The organism is Halomonas sp. AOP30-A1-24 (assembly GCF_052378165.1).
GTDB classification, from domain to species: domain Bacteria; phylum Pseudomonadota; class Gammaproteobacteria; order Pseudomonadales; family Halomonadaceae; genus Vreelandella; species Vreelandella citrativorans.
This window is the reverse complement of record NZ_JBQSXL010000026.1, coordinates 1-23,190: the sequence shown is the minus strand read 5'-3', so window position 1 is coordinate 23,190 and position 23,190 is coordinate 1. Positions and strand designations below refer to the sequence as shown.

The 23,190-nt window shown below is 53.0% G+C and carries 18 protein-coding genes, 1 tRNA gene and 1 other RNA gene; 11 read left to right on the top strand and 9 right to left on the bottom strand.

All coding sequences use genetic code 11. The annotated features are described in order from the left end of the window. Nucleotides 1-3: 3 nt before the first annotated feature. Nucleotides 4-1,740 (bottom strand): proline--tRNA ligase, encoded by a 1,737-nt coding sequence (locus ACT3TJ_RS14220; protein WP_444622144.1) that lies wholly within the window; start codon nucleotides 1,738-1,740, stop codon nucleotides 4-6. A gap of 237 nt (nucleotides 1,741-1,977) precedes the next feature. Here ACT3TJ_RS14220 and ACT3TJ_RS14215 point away from each other — a divergent pair, with 237 nt between their 5' ends. Further along, nucleotides 1,978-2,412: a hypothetical protein gene (locus ACT3TJ_RS14215; protein WP_087105633.1), complete on the top strand. Its 435-nt coding sequence runs from the start codon at nucleotides 1,978-1,980 to the stop codon at nucleotides 2,410-2,412. 114 nt (nucleotides 2,413-2,526) lie between these two features. Here ACT3TJ_RS14215 and ACT3TJ_RS14210 read toward each other — a convergent pair whose 3' ends face one another. Further along, on the bottom strand, nucleotides 2,527-3,738 hold the full coding sequence (locus tag ACT3TJ_RS14210; protein WP_444622143.1) for a benzoate/H(+) symporter BenE family transporter: 1,212 nt from the start codon (nucleotides 3,736-3,738) through the stop codon (nucleotides 2,527-2,529). A gap of 320 nt (nucleotides 3,739-4,058) precedes the next feature. Between ACT3TJ_RS14210 and ACT3TJ_RS14205 the strand changes: the two genes are divergently transcribed. Then, nucleotides 4,059-4,646, top strand: coding sequence for a helix-turn-helix domain-containing protein (locus ACT3TJ_RS14205; protein ID WP_193056347.1), 588 nt, complete (start codon nucleotides 4,059-4,061; stop codon nucleotides 4,644-4,646). Here the strand turns inward: ACT3TJ_RS14205 and nfo are convergent. Continuing rightward, nucleotides 4,616-5,476, bottom strand: a complete 861-nt coding sequence (nfo, locus tag ACT3TJ_RS14200; RefSeq protein ID WP_193056348.1) for a deoxyribonuclease IV — start codon at nucleotides 5,474-5,476, stop codon at nucleotides 4,616-4,618. The two genes, ACT3TJ_RS14205 and nfo, sit on opposite strands and share 31 nt — an antisense overlap. A 38-nt stretch (nucleotides 5,477-5,514) precedes the next feature. Beyond that, the gene (locus tag ACT3TJ_RS14195; protein ID WP_444622142.1) at nucleotides 5,515-6,279 is read right to left on the bottom strand and encodes a glycerophosphodiester phosphodiesterase family protein; all 765 of its coding nucleotides are present in this window, start codon (nucleotides 6,277-6,279) and stop codon (nucleotides 5,515-5,517) included. Between the two features lie 195 nt (nucleotides 6,280-6,474). Between ACT3TJ_RS14195 and ACT3TJ_RS14190 the strand changes: the two genes are divergently transcribed. The 5 genes from ACT3TJ_RS14190 (at nucleotide 6,475) to ACT3TJ_RS14170 (ending at nucleotide 12,751) form a co-directional block, all read left to right on the top strand. Further along, entirely contained in the window at nucleotides 6,475-7,452 is a 978-nt protein-coding gene (locus ACT3TJ_RS14190; protein ID WP_444622141.1) for an NADPH:quinone reductase, read from the top strand. Nucleotides 7,453-7,763: 311 nt separating this feature from the next. Then, on the top strand, nucleotides 7,764-9,608 hold the full coding sequence (locus tag ACT3TJ_RS14185; protein ID WP_444622140.1) for an SLC13 family permease: 1,845 nt from the start codon (nucleotides 7,764-7,766) through the stop codon (nucleotides 9,606-9,608). A gap of 140 nt (nucleotides 9,609-9,748) precedes the next feature. Next, nucleotides 9,749-10,507, top strand: a complete 759-nt coding sequence (locus ACT3TJ_RS14180; RefSeq protein ID WP_087105625.1) for a DeoR/GlpR family transcriptional regulator — start codon at nucleotides 9,749-9,751, stop codon at nucleotides 10,505-10,507. 109 nt (nucleotides 10,508-10,616) lie between these two features. Further along, the gene (gene glpK / locus ACT3TJ_RS14175) at nucleotides 10,617-12,104 is read left to right on the top strand and encodes a glycerol kinase GlpK (RefSeq protein ID WP_444622139.1); all 1,488 of its coding nucleotides are present in this window, start codon (nucleotides 10,617-10,619) and stop codon (nucleotides 12,102-12,104) included. A 422-nt stretch (nucleotides 12,105-12,526) separates the two neighbouring features. Continuing rightward, nucleotides 12,527-12,751 carry a hypothetical protein gene (locus tag ACT3TJ_RS14170; protein ID WP_172116492.1) on the top strand — a complete coding sequence of 75 codons (225 nt, stop codon included), beginning with the start codon at nucleotides 12,527-12,529 and terminating at the stop codon, nucleotides 12,749-12,751. A gap of 122 nt (nucleotides 12,752-12,873) precedes the next feature. Here ACT3TJ_RS14170 and ACT3TJ_RS14165 read toward each other — a convergent pair whose 3' ends face one another. The 5 genes from ACT3TJ_RS14165 to betI all read right to left on the bottom strand — a co-directional run bounded on the left by ACT3TJ_RS14165 (nucleotide 12,874) and on the right by betI (nucleotide 21,303). After that, nucleotides 12,874-14,514, bottom strand: a complete 1,641-nt coding sequence (locus tag ACT3TJ_RS14165) for a glycerol-3-phosphate dehydrogenase/oxidase (RefSeq protein WP_444622138.1) — start codon at nucleotides 14,512-14,514, stop codon at nucleotides 12,874-12,876. A gap of 178 nt (nucleotides 14,515-14,692) precedes the next feature. Next, a complete protein-coding gene (locus ACT3TJ_RS14160; RefSeq protein WP_444622137.1) occupies nucleotides 14,693-17,179 on the bottom strand; it encodes an acyl-CoA dehydrogenase in 2,487 nt (828 codons plus the stop codon). Between the two features lie 298 nt (nucleotides 17,180-17,477). Then, nucleotides 17,478-19,151 (bottom strand): choline dehydrogenase, encoded by a 1,674-nt coding sequence (betA, locus tag ACT3TJ_RS14155; protein ID WP_444622136.1) that lies wholly within the window; start codon nucleotides 19,149-19,151, stop codon nucleotides 17,478-17,480. Between the two features lie 48 nt (nucleotides 19,152-19,199). Continuing rightward, nucleotides 19,200-20,669 (bottom strand): betaine-aldehyde dehydrogenase, encoded by a 1,470-nt coding sequence (gene betB, locus ACT3TJ_RS14150; RefSeq protein ID WP_444622135.1) that lies wholly within the window; start codon nucleotides 20,667-20,669, stop codon nucleotides 19,200-19,202. A 19-nt stretch (nucleotides 20,670-20,688) separates the two neighbouring features. Further along, complete coding sequence (gene betI / locus ACT3TJ_RS14145; protein WP_441679329.1) at nucleotides 20,689-21,303, bottom strand: transcriptional regulator BetI; 615 nt, start codon at nucleotides 21,301-21,303, stop codon at nucleotides 20,689-20,691. A gap of 176 nt (nucleotides 21,304-21,479) precedes the next feature. On the opposite strand from betI, the gene ACT3TJ_RS14140 reads away from it, so the two are divergent. The 4 genes from ACT3TJ_RS14140 to ACT3TJ_RS14125 all read left to right on the top strand — a co-directional run. Beyond that, a complete protein-coding gene (locus ACT3TJ_RS14140; protein ID WP_444622134.1) occupies nucleotides 21,480-22,412 on the top strand; it encodes a choline ABC transporter substrate-binding protein in 933 nt (310 codons plus the stop codon). Between the two features lie 91 nt (nucleotides 22,413-22,503). Beyond that, nucleotides 22,504-22,580 (top strand) — tRNA-Met (locus ACT3TJ_RS14135). A 50-nt stretch (nucleotides 22,581-22,630) separates the two neighbouring features. After that, nucleotides 22,631-22,727: signal recognition particle sRNA small type (gene ffs, locus ACT3TJ_RS14130), an RNA gene on the top strand. A 123-nt stretch (nucleotides 22,728-22,850) separates the two neighbouring features. Next, nucleotides 22,851-23,190, top strand: a 340-nt coding sequence (locus ACT3TJ_RS14125; RefSeq protein ID WP_444665907.1) for a TnsA endonuclease N-terminal domain-containing protein, incomplete at its 3' end; no start/stop codon positions are given.

The window sequence follows — 23,190 nt, the reverse complement described above, 5'->3', positions numbered from 1 at the left end:
GCTTTACTGAGCCGTGGGGTGTGCGCTGGCTTTTTCGAGCAGGAAATCGACAATGTCATCTGCTGGAATCATGGTCGCTTCACTGTCACGGCGGCCCTTGTATTCAAGCTCGCCGTTATCCAGACTACGGTCGCCAATTACCAAACGATGAGGAACGCCCATGAGTTCCAAATCAGCAAACTTAACGCCTGGGCGTGTATCGCGGTCATCAAGCAGTACATCCAGGCCTGCAGCTGTTAACGCTTGGTAAAGACGCTCTGATTCTTCGCGAACGCGCTGGGATTTATGCGCATTCATGGGCACCAGCGCGACCTGGAAAGGTGCAATCGCGTTAGGCCAAATAATACCGGACTCGTCGTGGTTTTGTTCAATCGCTGCCGCCACTACACGAGTAATGCCAATGCCGTAACAGCCCATCCACGGATGGCTGGTTTTGCCGTTGTCGCCCAGCACGCTCGCATTCATGGCTTCAGAGTATTTTTGACCCAGCTGGAACACGTGGCCGACTTCAATACCGCGCTTGATCGACAGCGTGCCTTCACCATCCGGTGACGGGTCGCCTTCAACCACTTTACGTAAATCGGCGACCTGGGGCAGGGCAACGTCGCGCTCCCAGTTAATGCCAAAGTAGTGCTTGCCATCAATATTCGCGCCCGCGCCAAAGTCACTCATCAAGGCAACGCTGCGGTCAATGATGACCGGCATTTTAAGGCCGATAGGACCTAGTGAGCCAGGCCCCGCGCCTACAGCAGCACGAATTTCTTCTTCGTTTGCCATGGTGAGCGGCGTCGCTACCTGAGGAAGGTTTTCTGCCTTGACGTCATTAAGCTCGTGGTCGCCGCGCACCAACAGCGTAATCAATCCGCCTTCAGCAGCATGAACCATCAATGTTTTTACGGTTTTTTCGATAGGCAGCTTAAACTGTTCAACCAGTGCTGCGATGGTTTTGGCGTTGGGCGTCTCTACAACGCGCATTTCTTCACTGGGCGCTGCGCGCTGTACATCGCTACCTAACGGTGCCGGTAAGGCTTCGGCTTTTTCCATGTTGGCGGCGTAGTCAGACGCATTCGAGAACACGATATCGTCTTCGCCGGAGCTTGCCAGTACATGGAATTCGTGAGAGCCGGTGCCGCCGATAGAGCCGTTATCCGCAATCACCGGGCGGAAGTCCAGCCCCAAACGGGTAAAAATTCGCGTGTAGGCGTCGTACATGGTCTGGTACGTCTCTTGCAGCGACGCTTCATCCAAATGGAAAGAGTAGGCATCTTTCATGATGAACTCGCGCGAGCGCATCACTCCAAAGCGTGGGCGGATCTCATCACGGAATTTGGTTTGGATCTGGTAGAAGTTAATCGGCAGCTGCTTATAGCTTGCTATCTCTTTGCGCACCAGGTCCGTAATGACTTCTTCATGGGTCGGGCCTACGCAGTAGTCACGATCATGGCGGTCTTTTACGCGTAGTAATTCAGGGCCGTACTGCTCCCAGCGACCAGACTCCTGCCATAGTTCTGCCGGCTGAACGGCGGGCATCAGTACTTCCTGACCACCGGCACGGTTCATTTCTTCGCGAACAATCGCTTCTACTTTACGCAGTGTACGCAGACCCAGAGGGAGCCAAGTGTACAGGCCAGAGGTCAGGCGGCGAATCATCCCGGCACGCAACATCAACTGATGGCTAATGACTTCGGCGTCGGCCGGGGTTTCTTTTAACGTAGCGATTAATAATTGGCTGGCGCGCATGGGAGATAGCATTCCTTGATAGTATAAAAGCCGCTGGTTTAGCGTTGAATGAGGCTATTGTACGGCTTAGCGGTTAGCGCGGCAAAATACTGCCATCAGCATGCCCGTCATCCAGGGGGCTGTTTGTGTTAATATGAACGCGTTTTCACATGTGCTCGCGGGCAGTTTTCCTGTAAAGCTATCTTTTAAAGCTACCTTTTTGCCTGCGCGCTGTTTTAAATTTTTGAGAGAATCTTGATGAAGCAAACTGTACGCCGTTGGTTATCGGGAGCCGTTGTGGGCGCCTCCATTATTGCATTGACTGGTTGCGGTACCCTGTTTCATCCAGAGCGGAAAGGCCAATTAAGCGGCCAAATTGACCCGGTAGTGGCCATTGCCAACGGTGTGGGGCTTCTGTTTTTCATTGTTCCCGGTGTTATTGCCTACGCGGTCGACTTTTCAAATGGCACGATCTACCTGCCCAGTAATAACAGCGCTTCTGTCGATGTTCTACACCTTGATCGTGACTTAAATCTGGCGTCACTTGAAAAGTTGTTGTCCGACAAGGCGGGCCAGCCGGTTAGCCTGGAAAGCGAGCTGGTAATGATTGAAGAAATGAGCAACCTTGAAGAAGCGCTGGCAATGGTGCGGATGTCGGGTGTGATGGATGAAGAGCGCCTGGCGACGATGTAACGTTTAAAGCCCTACATCAACAAACCTTCATTGAAGAAAACGAGATCCCAGGGCTGTACTGTAAGTCTGCCTGGGGATCTCGTTTTTTATTGGTTGTTGGTTATTAATGATTAGTTATTGGTTGGGCGCCGTCAGCTTTAAGGTGATTAAACCCGCGATTAACCCCCAAAATGGCCCAGCAATACCCAGTAGCGTAATGCCTGAACCGGTCAACAAGAAAGTGACGATGGCGGCATCACGATGTCGGCTATCGGCAAAAGCACTGGCTAGCCCGCCTGCCAGTGTGCCAAGCAGCGCGATACCCGCCAGGGCAATCACCAGTGCGCTGGGTAGGGCGTTAAACACGCCGGTCACCGTCGCGCCAAAAATCCCCATAATGGTATAAAAAATGCCAGCGGCCATGCCAGCCGTGTAGCGGCGCCGTGGATCAGCGTGGGCATCAGGGCCTATGCAGACAGCGGCACTGATCGCCGCCATATTGAGCGCAAAGCCACCAAATGGTGCAAGCAGCAGGCTTGCGCCGCCTGTCCAACTGATAAGCGGTGAGCTGTCAGGTTGATAGCCTGCCGCGCGTAAAACCGCCACGCCTGGTAGATTTTGGGTCGCCATGGTAATGATAAAAAGTGGAATGCCCACGCCAATCAGGGTCGTTAAGGAGAATGCAGGCGCAGTAAAAACGGGCATGGCCGGAGTCAATGGAATATCGTTTAAATTGATTTGCCCCTGCGCAAATGCAAGCCCCAGCCCGGTGACGAGTACGCCGGGTACCGCAAGGGTGGGCCATAAGCGACGGCCTGCTATCCAGGCGGCCAGCATAACGAGTGGGATTAGCCACTGTGTCTCGATAACGTTAAACAGCCCCAGCCCAAAGCGCAGCAGAATACCGGCCAACATGGCGGCTGCTATCGCGCCTGGTATATAGCGCATTAAGCGATCAAACAGCCCCGTTACGCCGCATAGCGTAATAAGCAGCGCTGAGAATAGAAAAGCGCCAATAGCTTCATCAAGCGGGATACCCGGCAAGCTAGTGGCCAGAAAGGCGGCGCCTGGCGTCGACCAGGCGGTTAGCATCGGCATGCGGTAACGCAGCGAAAGCCCGAAGGAGGTAACACCCGTGCCAATTCCCAGCGCCCAGAGCCAGGAGCTTATTTGCGCTGCGGATGCGCCGCTAGCCTCTGCGGCCTGAAAAATAATCGCTGCTGAACTGGTATAGCCAATGACGACGGCAACAAACCCAGCCGTCACCGTTGATAGGCTAACATCCCGCCAAGCCGAGTTGTGTGGCCGTGGCGAGGTGGCATGCTCTTCGCTGGATGGCGCCTCCATGGTATCTCCTCGCTAACGCTTATTAGTAAATGTGCGTTATAGCGCACAGTTGTGTAGGCTACCACCGTGCGCTATAGCGCACAACGCCATTAAGAAGGCCTTACCCTAAAGAGATATGCGCCGTTTAAGGGGCCCTTGCTCATGAGCTTGGGCGGCGATACGTAGCTAAAAAAGCAACAGAACATGCCGGCCCGAAGGGCTGGCGAAGTGAAAGTCATTATCAGCACGGAAAGATACGCATCGCGGTGCCGATTAAATGCGTGTGTCGCTTTGACGAGTGAGTCAGTAAACTTCTTTTATGGCGTTAAAGGGGGAGCCCTATGGCGAGTGAAGTTCACACCATTGCTGAACATATAGCCAGCACGGTTAAGCAGTTACGCAATAAACAGGGCTGGAGCCTGGATCGCACAGCGGCTGAAACAGGCGTAAGCAAAGCCATGTTAGGGCAAATCGAGCGTGGTGAGTCGAGCCCGACCGTATCAACGCTGTGGAAAATCGCCAGTGGCTTTCGAGTGTCGTTTTCTACCCTATTCGACAGCCAAAAACCGGTTCAGGGTGAGCTACGCCGGGATAGCGGAGAGTCGGTATGGGGAGATGACAGTGCAGGCATGCAGGCACGGCTGATTTTCCCTTATGATCCATTGTTGGGCTTTGAAATGTTCATGATTGAGCTGGCGCCCGGCGCGATCAGCGAGTCAGCGCCGCATGCCGAGGGCGTGGTAGAACATATTGTGGTGGTTGAAGGGGAGATGGAGCTGCGCATTGATGACCGTTGGCAAACGCTAAAGGTAGGCGAGGGGCTGCGCTTTTTTGCTGACCGCCCCCACGCAATGCGCAATGCCACGGCCACGCGCTTACGCTTTCATGATGTGATTCACTATTTGCCGGGGGCGGCCTCTTCTGCTTGAGTGCGCAGCCAGCTGATTTCTTCAGGCCAGATATCAGGCTCTACGGTTTCTAAAATCATGGGGATTCCATCAATGCGGGCATCCTGCATGATGGTGGTAAAGGCAGGCAGGCCAATATTGCCTTTTCCTAAACTGTGGTGGCGGTCAACCCGGCTGGCAAACGCACTTTTGGCATCGTTTAAATGCATGCCGCGCAGATACTCAAAGCCTACGATGCTGCCAAGCTCATTTAAGGTTGCCTGTGTCGCCTCGGCGGTTCGCAAGTCATACCCCGCCGCAAACGCATGGCAGGTATCGATACATACGCCAACGCGTGACTTGTCATCGACATGGCGAATGATTTCCGCCAAGTGCTCGAAGTGCCAGCCAAGGTTAGTGCCTTGCCCAGCGGTATTCTCGATAACGGCCGTTACGCCTTGGGTATGCACCAGCGCTTCGTTAACCGATTCCGCAATACGTTTTAAGCAATCCGTCTCGCTGATTTTGTTTAGATGGCTGCCGGGGTGAAAGTTAAGTAGCGTCAGCCCTAATTGTTCGCAGCGCTGCATTTCATCCAAAAAAGCCGCACGGGATTTCTCAAGCCCCTCGGCTTCCGGGTGCCCCAGGTTAATCAGGTAGCTATCGTGGGGAAGAATTTGCTCTGGGCCAAAGCCATGCTGGCGACAGGCGGCTTTAAAGGCCTCAATTGCCTTATCGGTTAACGGCTTGCCTTTCCACTGGCGCTGGTTTTTAGTGAATAGCGCAAAGGCATTAGCGCCTATTTCCACTGCACGTTGCACGGCCTGGTCGGCTCCGCCCGCTGCGCTAACGTGTGCACCTATGTATTTCATGAACCCCCCTTGTATTTCATGACATCCCCCTGACGACTCTATTTTGAACGCTGGTTATCCAAAAAACGTTTAAAAATAGCAGGTTCGTCGGTAATCACGCTAGCAATGCCCCATTCCCAACGGTTATTAAAAGCGCTTGGGTCATTCGCGGTGTAACACAACAGTTGATAGCCCGCTTGGTGCATGGCATCGGCCTGGTCGCGTTTTAAGCGTGGCCAGTGGGGGTGAATGCTGAACGCATCAACCGACTCGCAGAGGGCGCGCCACTCCCTGGGAGTGTTACCAAACAAGACTCCCAGCGCCAGCTCTTCTTTTGGCGCCAATGTGCGGCAATGTTTAAGTGCATCTACATCAAACGAAGACACAATCAGGCGCTCTGGCGATAGGGCATCGCGCATGTCTGGTAGTACGCGATTAACCAATTCGATTGGGTTGCGGCCTTTATTGACTTTTATTTCCATATTGACGCCCATCTCCAGCTCATTGAGCAGCGCCAGCATGGCCTCCAGGCTGGCCATTTTTTCACCCGCAAAGGCATCGCCAAACCAACTGCCGACATCCAGAATGTTGGCCTGTGGCCAAGTGAGCGTGTTGAGGTTCCCCCGCCCATCAGAGCAACGGTCCACTTCTGCGTCATGCCAAATCACGGGGGTGCCGTCGCCCAGTAATTGAACATCCAGCTCAACCCAGCGGGCACCTGCCTCATACGCGGCTCGTACGGCGGCTAGCGTGTTTTCAGGGGCGGCAGCGGAATAGCCGCGGTGAGCAATTAGGGTAGGGAGGGTAATAGCAGGGTGGGTCATCGCACATCCATAAGGCGTCACAGATTGAGTAAAATCAGTCTAGCATGCGCAAGTGACATCAGCGTGTCAGGTCAATCGCAGTGAATGCCGCTCGCTTAGAACTAACGGCTTGATTTCTGACGCCTAAAGCGTTTGGATAGCCGTTAGCTCGTTTACAAAATGTCTGTCTGCCAAAATAAAGTACAAGGAGTTTATATGTCTCAGCGTATCGAGTTTGCCCGTACCGGCGGTTCCGAGGTGCTTGAAGTAGCGACGGTTACCCCGGCAGCGCCCAAGTCAGGTGAAGTGCGGGTCGCCAATAAAGCCGTTGGCCTCAACTTTATTGATATTTATTTTCGTACCGGCCTTTACCCAGCACCGTCGCTGCCTGCGGGCTTGGGTACTGAAGGCGCGGGTATTGTTGATGCGGTTGGCGAAGGGGTGACTCATCTCAGTGTTGGGGACCGCGTTGCCTATGCGCAAGGCCCGTTAGGCGCTTATGCGACGCATCATACGCTGCCGGCTGAAAAAGTCGTCAAACTGCCTGACTTCATCGATTTTGAAACCGCCGCGGCGAGCATGCTTAAAGGCTTAACCGTGCAGTATCTGTTACGCCAAACGCATGAACTCAAAGGTGGCGAGACCATCTTGTTCCATGCCGCAGCGGGTGGTGTAGGCTCGATTGCCTGCCAGTGGGCCAAGGCGTTAGGTGTGAAGTTGATTGGTACGGTTAGCTCTAAAGAGAAAGCCGACTTGGCGCTGGCAAATGGCGCATGGGCGACCATTAATTACACCGAAGAAGACGTTGTTGAACGCGTCCGCGAGCTTACTAACGGTGAAATGTGCGATGTGGTTTATGATTCGGTGGGCAAGGACACGTGGGAGATGTCGTTAAACTGCCTGAAGCCTCGCGCGTTAATGGTCAGCTTCGGTAATGCCTCCGGCCCGGTTGATGGCGTTAATATTGGAATTTTGAATCAGAAAGGGTCGTTATTTGTTACCCGCCCCAGCCTGAACGGTTATGCCGACACGCGCGAGCGCCTGGAAATGATGTGCAAAGATTTCTTTAGCATGATCGAGAGTGGCAAAATCAAAATTGATGTTGCCAACCGCTATCCGCTGGCCGATGCGGGTAAAGCCCAGGATGCACTCCAGAACCGTAAAACAACCGGTTCAACCGTACTGCTGCCCTGATCGGTAGCGAGCAACAAAAGCCGCAAACGCGGCTTTTGTTGATTTTAGCTTTCAGACTAGCTCCTCTTTACTGCTTATTTGTACCTTTTCCAGATTACCGTTCTGGGAAGCGCAGCCAATGTGTCGTCCCCATGCGGCTTTATCAGTAGTTCCAGCCGGTCGGCTATTCTCTAACGTTTGCACACGCTATACAGCTGTATAGATACCGTCTAATGTGTAAAGGTTCTTCTCATTCTTTACATGGGTTGTGGTTTACAAAGGCAAGCCGGAAGGGGTAAGCAGGCCGGGTAGCGTTACAGGAGATGATTCGCATGGCGATGGAAGCAATCGGCTTGGCACCCAGCACACTGATATTTATCGTGCTGGGATTAACGTTGGTAGCGTTCGTATGGGGGCGTTTCCGCTATGATTTAGTGGCATTAACGGCGCTTTTTGCATCGGTGATGCTAGGGCTTGTTCCGGCTGATTCAGCGTTTGCCGGGTTTGGTCATCCCGCCGTCATTACGGTGGCTGCCGTGCTGGTGTTAAGCCGTGGCTTTGAGCGTTCTGGCGTAGTGGATATTATCTCCAACCAAGTGCTCAAGGTGGGTGACCGGCTGATACTCCAGCTTTTAGCGCTAGTAGGAACCGTGGTGGTGTTGTCCGGCATTATGAATAATGTGGGGGCGTTAGCGCTATTGCTACCCGTTGCCATGCGGCTTGCCCGCGAACATAACACGTCTCCTTCCCTGCTTTTAATGCCGCTCGCGTTTGGTTCGTTGCTGGGGGGCTTAACCACCCTGATTGGCACACCGCCCAATATTATTATCTCCAGCTACCGTGGCAGTGTAACCGGGGAAAATTTTGGCATGTTCAGCTTTTCCCCTGTCGGGGTTGCGGTAGCTGCTGTAGGCCTTGTGTTTATCGTGTTAATTGGCTGGCGCTTAACGCCTAAACGCAATGCGAAGTCATCAACTGAAGAGATGTTTGATACCGCCAATTATCTGGTAGAGCTTAACGTTACCAAGGACTCTAAAGCCAACGGCTTAACGCTGCCGCAGTTACGCGATGAGCTTGAGGAAACCATTCCTGTATTGGCCGTAGTGCGCGACGATAACCGTCGGGCGGGCTACTCCTTTCATGGGATCTTGCAAGAGGGCGATATTTTACTGCTTGAGGCGGGCCCGGATGATCTAAAGCTGCTTGAAGATAAAGTAGGGTTGAGTGCGGTTGCGGAGCCTGAGGAGAAGGATGAAGATGCCTCAAAAGAGGATGAGGGCGAAGCAGACAGCAGTGAGGGCCGGCAGCCGGTGGATACCGAAGGGCTGCAACTGATCGAAGCGGTCGTGCGTAATGATTCGATGATGAATAATCGCAGTGTCCGACAGCTGCGACTAAATCAACAGTTTGGTCTACATCTGGTGGCGGTTGCTCGTGACGGTAGTCGTTTGAAGCAGCGCTTGCGGGATATTCGTTTTCAAACCGGCGATGTACTGCTGCTTCAGGGCAGCGAGAACGAAATTAGTGATAGCCTTTCTACCTTAGGCTGTTTGCCGTTGGCTAATCGGGAGCTGCAGTTAGGCCAGCCGCGTAAGTTGGTTATCTCAATCGGGATTTTTGCGCTGGCCATTGTCGCGATGCTGCTGGACCTTCTGCCCGCAGCGGTCGCAATGGGCTGTGCCGCGCTTATTTCGCTATTAATTGGGGTATTGCCACTGCGGGATGGCTACCAGGCCATTGATGGCCCTGTGATTGTACTGTTAGCCGCCATGATACCCGTAGGGGAGGCCTTGGAAACCAGCGGTGGAGCCACGATTGTAGCGAACATCTTGCTGGACTTTGGCGCGCAGTGGCCCATCTTTATTTCCTTAATCGGCCTTTTCGTGCTCACCATGCTACTTTCAAATGTGGTCAATAATGCCGCCGCCGCATTGTTAATGGCACCGATTTCCGCCAGTTTAGCCCAAGGCTTTAATGTCTCCCTTGATCCGTTTTTAATGGTGGTCGCGGTGAGTGCTTCATGCGCGTTTTTAACCCCTATCGGCCATCAGTCCAATACACTGGTGCTGGGGCCTGGCGGCTATCGGTTTGGTGATTATTGGAAACTAGGCTTGCCGCTTTCGATCGTTGTGCTGGTGGTTGCCCTGCCGGTTATTTTGTGGGTATGGCCGCTGTAAGTAACGACAGCAAAAGATAGTGCTCGGTGGCCCCTCCGTGTGCCACCGAGCTTTGTTGAGCTTCGTCGTGTGGATCAGGGCTATCAGATTTTGTTACCCTATTACGCTTGGCGATAAATAAAAGTGAACAGGCTAAGCCTATGAATCAACAATACCGTCAGGATGCGATTGTCGAGCTGGTTCGTCAGCACGGTTATATGAGCATTGAGCAACTGACTGATCATTTCGCAGTAACGCCTCAAACGATTCGGCGCGATCTCAATACGTTGGCGAATGAGGGCCGAGTGAGGCGGGTGCATGGTGGCGTGGGAATTGAGTCAAGCACCGTTAATACGGCCTACAGCACACGTAAAACACTCCATCTTGAAGAGAAAGAGCGCATTGCTCATTGTCTGGCGCAGCATATTCCTAATCACTCATCGCTGTTTATCAATATTGGTACCAGCAATGAAATCATTGCCCAGGCATTGCTGGAGCATCAAGGGTTGGAAGTGATCACCAACAACCTGAACGTTGCCGCTATTTTGCAGCATAAAGAAGACTTTAACGTCATCATTGCGGGCGGCCAAGTGCGCTCCCGGGATGGCGGCATCATCGGTGAAGCCACCATCGACTTTATTAATCAGTTTAAGGTCGACTACGGCATTATTGGTATCAGCGGTATTGATGAAGATGGCTCTTTGTTGGAGTTCGATTACCAGGAAGTACGTGTGGCCCAAGCGATCATTGCTAATTCGCGACGCGTGTATCTAGCCGCGGATTACTCCAAGTTCCATCGCAACCCTGTGGTACGCCAAGGGAATCTTTCCCAGCTGGATGCGTTGTTCACTGACCGTAAGCCTCCCGAGTCTATCCAGCAGTTGCTAACCCAATATGATGTGGCGCTCTATATCGCCTAAACGGGCCAAGGCTGCTTTGTAGAGGTATTTTCGTACTTGAGCATCAATAAGGCTTAGCGTAGCCTTATTCATAATAAAGCGAAAATATTCACCTCAAAGCGAACATCTAATGTCCCGTTATCTACTTTCTATTGATCAAGGTACCACCAGCTCCCGTGCCATCTTGTTTAACCGACAAGGGGAAATTGCGGCCGTTGCCCAGCAAGAGTTTACCCAGCACTTTCCCCGTGATGGCTGGATTGAGCATGATCCTGAAGATATTTGGGAATCAGTAGTTGCGACCTGCAAAGAAGTGCTGGTGAAGGCCAGTATTTCTGCAGGTCAAGTGGCGGGTGTGGGTATTACCAATCAGCGCGAAACCACGCTGTTGTGGGACCGCGCAACAGGTAAGCCACTTTATAACGCGATTGTATGGCAGGATCGGCGAACGTCTGATACCTGCCAAACGCTGCGTGAAGCTGGGCATACCGATAGCGTTCAAGCAAAAACCGGCCTGTTAATTGATCCCTACTTTTCGGCGACGAAACTGGCGTGGTTGCTTGAGAACGTGGAGGGTGCCCGTGAACGCGCTGAGCGTGGCGAGCTGGCATTTGGCACCGTAGATAGCTTTCTGATTTGGCGGCTGACAAACGGTAAGCAGCATGTCACCGATGCCACCAATGCCTCGCGCACGGCGCTCTTTAACATACACACCCAGCAATGGGATGAGGATTTGCTGGCGCTGTTCAACATACCCGCCAACCTGCTGCCCAGTGTGAAAGACTCCAGCGATGATTTTGGCATGATGGAGGCAGAGTGGTTAGGGGCTGAGCTACCGATTGCTGGTGTGGCGGGCGATCAGCAGGCAGCGCTAGTAGGGCAGGCATGCTTTACGCCGGGTATGGGGAAAAGCACCTACGGCACCGGCTGCTTTATGATTGTAAACACCGGTGACACGCCCGCACTTTCGCGTAATCGCTTGTTAACCACCATCGGCTATCGGCTTAACGGTAAGCCCACCTATGCGCTGGAAGGCAGTATTTTTGTCGCAGGCGCAACCGTACAGTGGCTGCGGGATGGCTTGAACCTGTTTGCGGATGCGGCCGAAACCGAGGCGCTTGCCAAGGAGACCCGGCTGGGCCATAGCGTCTATTTGGTACCTGCCTTTACGGGGCTTGGGGCACCGCACTGGGACCCTAAAGCGCGGGGAGCAATCTTTGGCCTGACACGGGACACCGGTATTGCAGAAATCGTTGCGGCAGGCTTGCAGGCAGTCTGTTACCAAACCCGCGATTTACAGCACTGTATGAACGACGATATGGACGCCACACCAAGCAAACTACGCGTGGATGGCGGCATGGTTAAAAACAGCTGGCTGATGCAGTTTTTGTCCGACATGCTGGATGTTGAGGTGGACCGTCCCACTATTTTAGAAACCACTGCACTGGGAGCAGCGTACCTGGCAGGCTTACGCTTAGGCTGGTATGACTCTTTGGAAGAAATTGAACAGCTCTGGGACTGTGAAAAGAGCTTTATGCCGACCATGGAGGATGCGTCTCGCGAGCAGCTGTACCAAGGCTGGCTGGATGCCGTGTCGCGCGTACGTTCCGGCGAATAAGGCCATCACGTAGCCATCGTAAGGTGGCTGCGTGCACTTCTTGATTCTCTTCTTGTTGTAAGCTTTTAACACGTTTAACCCTGGGCGGCGGCCAATGTAGTCAAGCTACAACGGGGCGTGCGTCCAATGATGCATTGTTGGCTGATCGTTCATGAACCATAGTCAGGGCATGGGATGGAGTGATGCCTCGTTACCCCGACACATCGCACTATACCTTGCCATATAACCTTTGTGCGTGCATACAGCAGGCGCTAAAGAGCGAAGATTTTATCTGTTTGTTTGACCGTTCGCAGTCACCGAACCAGGTGCTTATCCGACCTGGCATGAGTAGCAATGCCACCATACGTATAGGGCGGCTGGCTTTGCCAACGAAAGCCCTTTGTGAGACCGGCAACGGATGACCATACCATGAGGTACTGAATATGAACTGTATTGAACTAAGCCAACAAGCTAACCAGATTGCCAGTACATTTAGCAAGCAGGACCTGGCTAAACTGGTACTTGCGCTTAAAGATAGCCCGAGATCGCTTCAATGTGCCGTGGAAGTGATCGATACGCTCGATAGTCGGTCTGGCTGTACGCTGGATGAAGCCTGGGATGAAGTGTTGGCAGGCGACTCGCAGCTACAGGTTGCCAACGAGGAGTAAGGCGTTAAACGCTTAGAAGCTTTGGTGGTGGATGTACACAAAGCTCCCTTAACAGTTTTAAGGGAGCTTTTTTAGCACGATAATTGGGTTATGTCCGTTTGGTTATGTGCTTTTAGCAAGCACTAGGCGTCTGCCATTGCTTGTTGAATCGCCTCGCCAGAATTATTTTCGAAGTAGGCATTAAATCGTTCATCGGCCTGGTCACCGAAAAGCATCCGGCAAGCCTCTTTAAGCCCTTCAGAGTGGCGTAGCTGCTCATGACGCACCACAAGCGATATTTTGGCCCGGCGGCGCAGGAAATCTTCCAGTTCAGTGATCATTTCATAATCGCGGGCGTGTTCAAGCTCAACGCGAATATATTCGGTACCTTCAATAAGCAAGGCGGCCTGGTCATGGTCTGCTTCGATTTTTTCAAGCATCGCAAACGCTTTATCCGCGTAGCGGCGCCACAGGCGTTTTGTCAGTAGCTCTGAGGAGGTGCTGGGCGTCATCGCATCAAGGCCGATACGCTCGGCCTGAGCCATAAATTGCTGTTTAACAGAATCAGCAGGTTCGCCGTACCACTGGAACCTGGGGTTGGTTAACGTCACGCCTAGCTGGGTTACCGCATCCGCAATTTCATCACCGACGTTTAAACAGTCGGTGAGCTTGCCACCAAAGATACTGATATGTGCCGTATCGTCATGTGTATCAATAATGTGTTTTCGTGAAAGCTGCAGGAAGTCACGGTCACTGCCCTGGTTGGCCTCGACGGCCAAGGGGCGCACGCCACAGCGTGTTGAAATAATATCGTCAGGTGTCAGGGGGTTCTCAAGCGTTAAGCGCTTGTTAATGTTCTCCAGCACGAAGCTTACGTCTTCATCGGTCACCACCGCATTAGGGTGGTCCATGTGCGTATCGGTAGTGCCGATACAGGTACGGTTGCCCATGGGGATAACAAAGAAAAGCCGCCCATCATCAGCAAAAAACGCCAGTACACGCTTTGACTCTGTTAACTGCGGCACGATTAAGTGGATGCCCTTTGAGTAAAGGTGCTGGTGCGATGTCTGCTGGTTGGTCAGCTTGTTGTGATGATCTACCCACGGGCCAGCCGCGTTAATCAATACCTTGGCTCGTATCTCAAACGTGCTGCCATCCATGGTGTTGCGGGCTTTCGTTACCCAGACACCATCTTTGCGCTCAGCACCCAGCGACTCCACATAGTTGGCGGCTGTCGCACCGAAATCGAGCGCGTGGCGGATAAAATTAAACACAAACCGGGCATCATTGTCGTGCAGGTAGGCATCCGAATACTCAAAGCCGCCCACCGATGTATCGACATTAATGATCGACTCTTCTTGCTTGATATTTTTTGGCGAAAGCAGGCGGGGCGTTTTGGTAAAACCATTACCCATTAACCAGTAAAGCCAGGTGCCTGCCCAAAGATAGCGAGGGGAGTGGCGAAACCCTTTGGTAATCGTGGTGAGAAAACGTATTTCCTCAACCGTGGAAGGGTAACTCTTGATCAGATGATTGCGGCTTTTACAGAGTTTACGCACCAGGCCAAAGTCATTGCTTTCCATATACTTGATGCCCCCCCACACCAGGTTGGAGGAGTGCATGCTGGTGCTGCCTGCAAAGTCGCCACGATCAATCAAGGCGACTTTGGCACCTTTGCCTGCCAGTGCCGCCGCGCTGGCCGCGCCATTAATACCGCCACCAATTACCAGCGCGTCAAAGGTGGTACTTGTCAATTGACTAACGTTTTGTTCACGCAGGGTCATGATAGCCTCATTAATGGGAAATTAGGTTTGATAACCAAAGCAAAACACAGTTATTTTCATTTATGAAGAATATGTGATCGTTTGCGATCTTTCAAGTTTGAAAACGAACATTGGGCGCCTATAAAAAAACCGGCTCCATTGTGGAGCCGGCTTATGGCAATCCTGTTTCCAGGATGTGTTATTCGACGTGGGCTTCCTCAGGATTAATTGGCGCTGCCTGCGTAGCATTATGGTTAATGAGCGTGCCTTTATTCTTTGCGAACGCATCGTAGGCAAAGTCATCGACCGTTAGCATCTCCAGCACGTTCTTTTCGAATTCGCGCATAAAGATAGTTTCTTCTTCACTAATCAGGCCTTTCTCAAACGCTACCTCAACCCGAGCTTCAGGGTGAAGGGCCGTTTGGGGCAGCTCACCTTTGGCGTAGGCTTTGTTAACCGTGCGATAAATGGCTTCAGCACGGTCATAATCAACCAGTAGTGCGTTGTAGCGCGCCAATGGGTTGGGCTGTTCGCCGTCGTCGGTATCCCAGGTGTTGGAAAGCAGTTTGGTACGCAACGCAGTGTGGGTGGAAACCCGTTTAGCAATGTCGCGTGCCAAATCGTCATGGGGTTTATCCCAACGACGGCCGGTTGGCATTACCACGGCGTCAAGCACACGGCCGAGTGCCCGATTAGGCAAGTTGTCGAAAATCTCCACAAAGGCTTGTTCCGCACGGTGCAGCAGGAAGCGGCAGCTGTAGTGAAGCAGGGCGTCTTCGCCTTCCACTTTGTCACCTGCTTGCCACTGTTTGAGCACCATGGATGCGAGATACAGGTTAGAGAGCACATCGCCCAAACGGGCAGAGAGCATTTCGCGTTTTTTCAGCGCGGACCCCAGGCTTGCCATGGCGGCATCCGCACATAGTCCAAAGCCTGCCGAGAGGCGGGCAATATCTTGCGCATAAGCCGCGGCTGGCCCGTCAAATGGCACGCGTTCTTTACCAAACCCTAGCCCCATGGTGAACGCACGTGCGGCGTTACCAAAAATCAGGCCCGCATGGCTGAAGAAGGCTTTATCAAACGCGTTGATGTCGTTGGCATCCTTGGCGGCCAGCTCTTCCAGCACGTAGGGGTGACAGCGGATCGCCCCTTGACCAAAGATCATCAGGTTACGCGTCATGATGTTGGCGCCTTCAACGGTAATCGCAACCGGGTTGGCGCTATAGCCAATACCTAAATAGTTGCGTGGGCCCAATGTGACCGCTTTACCGCCATGCACATCCATCGCATCGCTTAACAAATCACGTTGAAACTCGGTCAGTTGGCTCTTCAAAATCGCTGAAGGAACCGCCGGTTTCTCACCATGATCAATCAGGTTAGCCGTTTGATAAACGGTTGCCTGGGAGATGTAAGCCATCACTGCTATGCGTGCCAGCGGTTCTTGAACGCCTTCCATTTCGGCGACAGGCACGTTGAACTGACGACGAACACGCGTAAAGCCACCGCTCCAGCCCAGTGCGTAGCGGGCGGTGCCGGTCGCGCCGGAGGGCAGCGTGATACAACGACCAATCGATAGGCACTCAACCAGCATGCGCCAGCCTTGGCCAATCATCTCCTGCCCGCCGATGATGGTATCCAGCGGGACAAAGACATCCACGCCTTTAATCGGGCCGTTCATAAACGGGCTGCCGATGGGGTGATGGCGGCGGCCAATGTCCATGCCTTTCGTATCGCGCGGTATAAGTGCCAGAGTGATACCCCGGTCTTCTTCGTCACCCAACAGCTTTTCAGGGTCGAATAAACGGAAGGCTAAACCTACAACCGTGGCAATGGGAGCCAGCGTGATCCAGCGTTTTTCAAACGTCAGGCGCAGGCCCAGCGTCTCTTTTCCATTAATAATCTCTTTACACACTACGCCGGTATCAGGCAATGACGTTGCGTCAGAGCCCGCCCGCGGGCCTGTTAGGCCGAAGCAGGGGATTTCGCGGCCATCGGCCAAGCGAGGCAGGTAGTGGTCTTTCTGTTCCTCAGTACCGTATTTAAGCAGCAGCTCGCCCGGGCCGAGGGAGTTGGGCACCCCAACGGTCACCATTAACGTTTCGTTGGCGGAGAGTTTTTGCAGTGCCATGGACTGGGCTTTTGCTGAGAAACCCAGGCCACCGTACTCCTTGGGAATAATCATCCCAAAGAAGCCTTCTTTTTTTAGGTAGTCCCATAACTGCTGGGGCAGGTCGGCACGCTCTTGAGCAATGTCCCATGCGTTACACATGCCAGCCGCTTTAGCGCACTGGATATCGAGAAAAGCCTGTTCATCTTCGCGCAGGCCTTCATCCTTGTAAGCCAGTAGCTTATTCCATTGTGGCTTACCGGAGAAAAGCTCCCCGTCCCAGGAAACGCTACCGGCTTCTAGCGCCGTGCGCTCGGTGGCGGAGACCTTTGGCGCGACCTTTTTGAAAATTTTAAAAATCCGCGGTGTCAGCCACTGTTTGCGCACTGCTTCAAGGCCCGTCACAGCAACGACCAGAGCAGCGATTAGCAGCAATACGCCTATAACGGCGGCGTCAAAGAGTAGGCCAACAAGCCCTAATATACCCAACAGTGTCAGGGCTGCTGGGGCGCCTGCTTCGCGGCGCATAACAATCAGCAGGCCAACCACGGCCAGGATAATCAGTAGTAGGGTGAGCATAGAACGTCTCCATGTATTATTAGGCACTGTCCAGTTCTGGTCTACATTGCGCTTGGCTCAGAACGTTGATGTCTGATCCATCGATGCAGCCTTGCCGTCGTGTGTAACGCTTGAAGTGATGATTAGAACGCAAGCCATAGGCATTCGAACAGATGTTTGAATATTGGCAGACGTACGCTATCCCGCGCAAGTCGTTACGTCTTTTTATCCTGCTTATTAATAGTAGCTTAGTAAAAAAAAGCCACGGCAGTTAGCCGTGGCGCTTAGATGAACGGGGATTCACGTGTGAAAACGTCATTCACCCATGTTGGGCAGGTACGCTGTTAGCTACAAAATAGGAAACTTGCGCGCGAGGCAGCGGTTCGTGTCCACGGATGTGGTCGGCAATCTTTTCGGCCAGCATGATGGTTGGCGCATTCAGGTTGCCGGTAGGAATTAGGGGAAACAGTGAGGCGTCAACCACCCTTAAGCCTTCTACGCCATGAACGCGGCCTTGGCCATCTGTCACGGCCAGCGTATCGTCTCCCATACGGCAACTGCCACAGGGGTGATATGCCGTTTCCGCGTTTGCCTTAATAAACTGATCCAGCGCTTCATCGCTTTGTACATCAGGCCCTGGGGAGATTTCACGGCCTCGGTACTTATCGAATGCGGGTTGTTCGATAATGTTACGCGTTAAGCGAATGGCATCACGGAACTCTTCCCAGTCTTTTTCATGCGACATGTAGTTGAACAAAATACTGGGTGCCGCGTGCGGGTCTTTTGAGGTTAGCCGAATGCGGCCTCGGCTTTTGGAGCGCATCGAGCCCACGTGCGCTTGAAAGCCATGCGCTTGAACTGCGCTTTTGCCATTATAGCTAATCGCGATAGGTAAAAAGTGATACTGCAGGTTGGGCCACTCTTCCTCATCACGGCTGCGAATAAACGCACACGCTTCAAACTGATTGCTGGCGCCAATGCCCGTACCCTTGAGTAGCCACTCAGCGCCTATCATGGGCTGGTTGTACCATTTTAGAGCGGGGTAGAGCGAGATGGGTTCTTTACATGCGTACTGAATGTACATCTCTAAGTGGTCTTGCAGGTTTTCGCCGACACCCGGCAGGGCATGAACGGTCTTGATGCCTAGCGGCTCGAGCAGTTCAGGATGGCCGATGCCCGAGCGCTGCAAAATTTGAGGTGACGCAATAGCACCACCACACAGCAGCACTTCCCGCTTGGCGCGGGCGGTCTGCTGTTGCCCTTTGCGCTCGTAGCGCACACCCACAGCGCGCTTGCCGTCAAACTCAATGATGTCGGTAACGGCGTGGGTTTCTATGGTCAGGTTGGTGCGCTGTTTGGCGGTGTCCAGGTAACCCCGGGCGGTAGAGGCGCGTCGCCCCTTGGGCGTAACGAACCGGTCCATGGGGCCAAAGCCTTCTTGCTGATAGCCGTTAACATCGTCTGTTTCGGGGTAGCCTGCCTGTTTGCCTGCTTCAATAAAGATGCGATACAGCGGGTTGTTACCGTTTTTGGGAGTAGTGATGCTGACCGGGCCGCTGCCACCGTGGTAGTCATTGGCCCCGGTGTCGCGGGTTTCTGACTTTTTAAAGTAGGGCAGGCAGCTTAAGTAATCCCAATCTTCCAAGCCTGGCTGTTGAGCCCAGTTATCGTAATCCAGTGCATTGCCGCGGATATAGCACATGCCGTTAATCAACGAAGAGCCGCCCAACCCTTTCCCGCGCCCGCACTCCATGCGGCGGCCATCCATATGCGGTTCCGGGTCCGTTTCAAATGCCCAGTTGTAACGCTTTCCCTGAAGTGGAAAGGCGAGGGCTGCTGGCATTTGGGTACGGAAATCAAGCCGGTAGTCCGGCCCGCCGGCCTCTAACAAGAGAACGCGGACGTCGCTGTCTTCCGTTAAACGCATAGCCAGCACGCTTCCCGCTGAGCCCGCGCCGATAATAATGTAATCAAATTCATGCGGTTGCGGCATAGTTACACCTTGAGAGAGTAGAATAGCTGGCGTGTTTGCTGTTTCGCTTTAAAACACCGACTCAAAGGGGCCCATCTCGATTTGTACCGACTTGGTTTGGGTATAGTGGTTAAGCGTATCGATACCATTTTCACGGCCAATCCCCGATTCTTTATAACCGCCAACCGGCATTTCAGAAGGCGATTCACCCCACGTATTCATCCAGCAAATACCCGCTTCCAACTGATGAATAACGCGATGCGCCCGGTTTAAGCTTTCGCTAAATACGCCGGCTGCCAAGCCATACCGGGTGTCGTTGGCGCGACGAATGACGTCAGCTTCATCATCAAAGGCCAGCACCGACATCACCGGGCCGAAAATTTCTTCCTGCACAATGCGCATATCATCTGTGCAATCGGTAAATACGGTAGGTGCTGCCCAAGCGCCGTTGGCCCAGTCGCCGCTTTTCCACTCATCACCACCCACCAGCAGGCGGGCGCCTTGCTGTTTACCCAAGGCAATATAGGAAAGCACCTTTGCCTGGTGCTCAAAACTGACAAGAGGACCAAAATTAACGCTAGGGTCCATAGGGTCGCCTGCTTTGATGCGCTTAACACGCTCCACCAGCTTGGCTTCAAATGCGTCTTTCACACTGCGTTCGATAAACACCCGCGTACCGTTGGTGCAAACTTGGCCACTGGAGTAGAAATTGGCCATCATGGCCGCATCGGCGGCGCGGTCCAGGTCCGCATCGGCAAAGATGATCAGCGGTGATTTTCCACCCAGTTCCATCGTGACGTCTTTAAGCGATGAGCTAGCGGCTGCGGCCATCACTTTTTTGCCGGTACCTGCTTCACCGGTAAACGACACTTTGGCAATGCTCGGGTGTGCCGTCAGCATCGCGCCTACGTCGCCATCGCCTTGCACCACGTTGAAAACACCGTCTGGAAGGCCAGCTTCAGTAAAAATCTCAGCCAGTTTAATTGCGCTCAGCGGTGTCACTTCACTGGGTTTAAAGACAACGGCATTACCTGCCGCCAGTGCTGGCGCGGCTTTCCAGCAGGCGATTTGAAGGGGGTAGTTCCACGCGCCGATGGCGCCAATGACGCCCAGTGGCTCGCGGCGGGTATACACAAAGGAGCTTTCGCGCAGTGGAATTTGGCTGCCTTGAATAGCCGGGGCCAGCCCTGCGAAGTACTCAATCGCATCAGCGCCCGTCACGATGTCGACACTTGCTGTTTCGCTAATCGGCTTACCGGTGTTGCGGGTCTCGAGCGCTGCCAGCTCGTCATTGCGCTCACGCAGCAACGCAACCGCGCGCTGCATAATACGGGAGCGCTCCATGCCGGTCATGGCAGCCCATTCGCGCTGGCCACGCTGGGCCGCTTCAACGGCTGCGTCAACGTCCTGTTGGCTTGCTTGGCCAAGTGTCGCAAGCAGGCTGCCATCAAATGGGTTAGTAACGGTAAAAGTAGTACCTGACGTGGCAGCGACCGGGCGACCATCAATATAGAGAGGCTGTACATCTTGAGCGGACATGTTGATCTCCTTTATAACCTTAATGAGCGGGTGCTGAGTGTTGATATTGGTGATGGGCCAAGAGTTGATCAAGATAGTGGAGCGCTAGATGGCGGGCTTTGTCGGCATCAAGCCCTTCGGGTGTTAATGCACCGCGTAGCCATAAACCATCAATCATGGCGGCCAACCCACGGGCCGCATTGCGTGCCTCAACGTGGGGGAGCACGCGTCGAAACTGACAGCATAAATTGGCGTAAAGGCGTCTATCGTTCACATTCTGTAGGCGCTGAAGCATCGGCTTGTGCATGCTGCTGGCCCAAAAGGCAAGCCATGTTTTAGCCGCAGGGCCGGTCACTTGAGTGCGATCGAAGTTGCCTTCGATAATCGCGCTGATGTGCGCTTTAGGTGAGTCATCGTTCAACGCCCTGCGTCGCGCCGAAATAGCGTCACTAAGGTCAGTCAAGATCTGGCGCATAGTGGCTTCAAGAAGGCCATCTTTCCCGCCAAAGTAGTGACTGATGATGCCTGCAGAGACGCCCGCGTGACGGGCAATCCGCATAATGGTTGCCTCTGCCAACCCCACTTCGTCAATGGCCGCCATGGTGGCGTTGATTAACTGCTGGCGGCGTATCGGTTCCATTCCCAGCTTTGGCACAGCTGTCTCCTGATGACGTTGAATGCCTAACTTGAAACATACGGTTAGTCATGATTATCTGTATATCTTAGTAGTTGTTTATTGAACGTTCAATCAATAAACGCTGGTGCATGTTGCTGCGCTTGGCGTTAAAGGAATAAACATGCCCATTTACGTAAAATAGAAGGGGAGTTGTAATGAAGCGTGTCCAGGTGGTGGGATTAAGCGCATTGGTGTTGGGGGCTGCTATGCCCATGATGGCCCAAGCCGATGAGTGTTCGCGTGTGCGTTTTGCCGAAGTGGGCTGGACCGATATTACCGCGACGACGGCGTTGGCCAGCGAAGTGTTGGAGGCGCTAGGCTACACGCCAACCGTCGATACGGTGTCAGTGCCGATTGCCTATGCGGGCATGCGTAACAATGATTTTGATGTTTTTCTAGGCAACTGGATGCCCTCTATGGCGTCCATCAGCGACCCATATATTGAGAGTGGCGATGTTGAGCGGTTAGTTGTCAATTTAGAAGGTGCCAAATACACGCTGGCCGTACCGCAATACGTGTACGATGCAGGTGTTACCTCTGTGAATGATTTAGCGGCTCACGCTGATCAATTTAACCATCGCGTGCATGGCATCGAGGCGGGTAACGATGGCAATGAGCTTATCCAGCAAATGATTGATGATAATGCCTACGACCTGGGCGATTGGCAGGTGGTGGATTCCAGTGAAGCAGGCATGCTTTCAGAGTTGACAACACGCGTCCCCAATGAAGAGTGGATGGTCTTTCTGGGGTGGGAACCGCATCCCATGAATACCAACTTTGATATGGCCTACTTATCCGATGCGGATGATTACTTTGGACCTGACTTGGGTGGCGCCACGGTGCACACCAATACGCGCGCCGGGTTTGTCGAAGCGTGCCCGAACGTGGGTACGTTACTTGGTAATATGACGTTTACGCTGGAAATGGAAAACCAGTTAATGGGCGCCATTATGAATGAGGGTGTCGACCCTCGCGTTGCCGCCAATCGTTATTTAAAAGAGCACGACGATTTATTAGCCACGTGGCTTGAAGGTGTGACGACCCTGGATGGCGAGCCTGCACTGCCAGCGGTTCAGACCGCTCTGTAAATCTGTCATTGTCTCATTGAAAGGTAAGCCTGTTTTCGGCTTGCCTTTTGTTTCGAGAATAGGCATAATCTGCACCCGCTGATGTCGGAAAGGCTACGTAGCTCAGCTGGTTAGAGCACATCACTCATAATGATGGGGTCCCCTGTTCAAATCAGGGCGTAGCCACCAAAATCAGCGCCGCAGTACATGGCTATTCAAGTGTATTGCTATGGTGGCCCCTTAGGTCCTCCCGCAACGCTAAACTGCAAACCCCGCCAGGCCCGGAAGGGAGCAACGGTAGTGGTGGCTGCGTGTGCCGGGATGTGGCTTTTGGGGCCGCCTCCATTTCTGTCGTTTCTCCTTCAAAATGGCACAATTTGTCCTTCTGCTGTCATTTTTTGCCTTTTCTCGTGGCATAACCTATTTTTGTAGTAATAAAACAAAAATAGGTGTACTGCCATGTATACCCGTACCTTGCGCCCTTCCCCTATCAAGCACATCTATAAATTTGCCAGTCACAAGAATGGCAATGTCCAGACTGTTGAGTCCTCCCTCGAATTTAATGCCTGCTTTCACTTTGAATATGCCAACGAGGTAAGGTCCTTCGTTGCGCAGCCAGAAGGCTTTTATTATCAATTTGAAGACAGGACTTGCTCTTACACACCTGACTTTGAGCTTTTCTGTCACTCAGGCAATAGGGTGTTTGTTGAAATAAAGCCACCTCCAGAAGCTTTGAAACATGATTTTATCCAGCGTTTTACCGCTAAAAAAAAGGCGGTTGAAATGCTTGGCAAAGAGC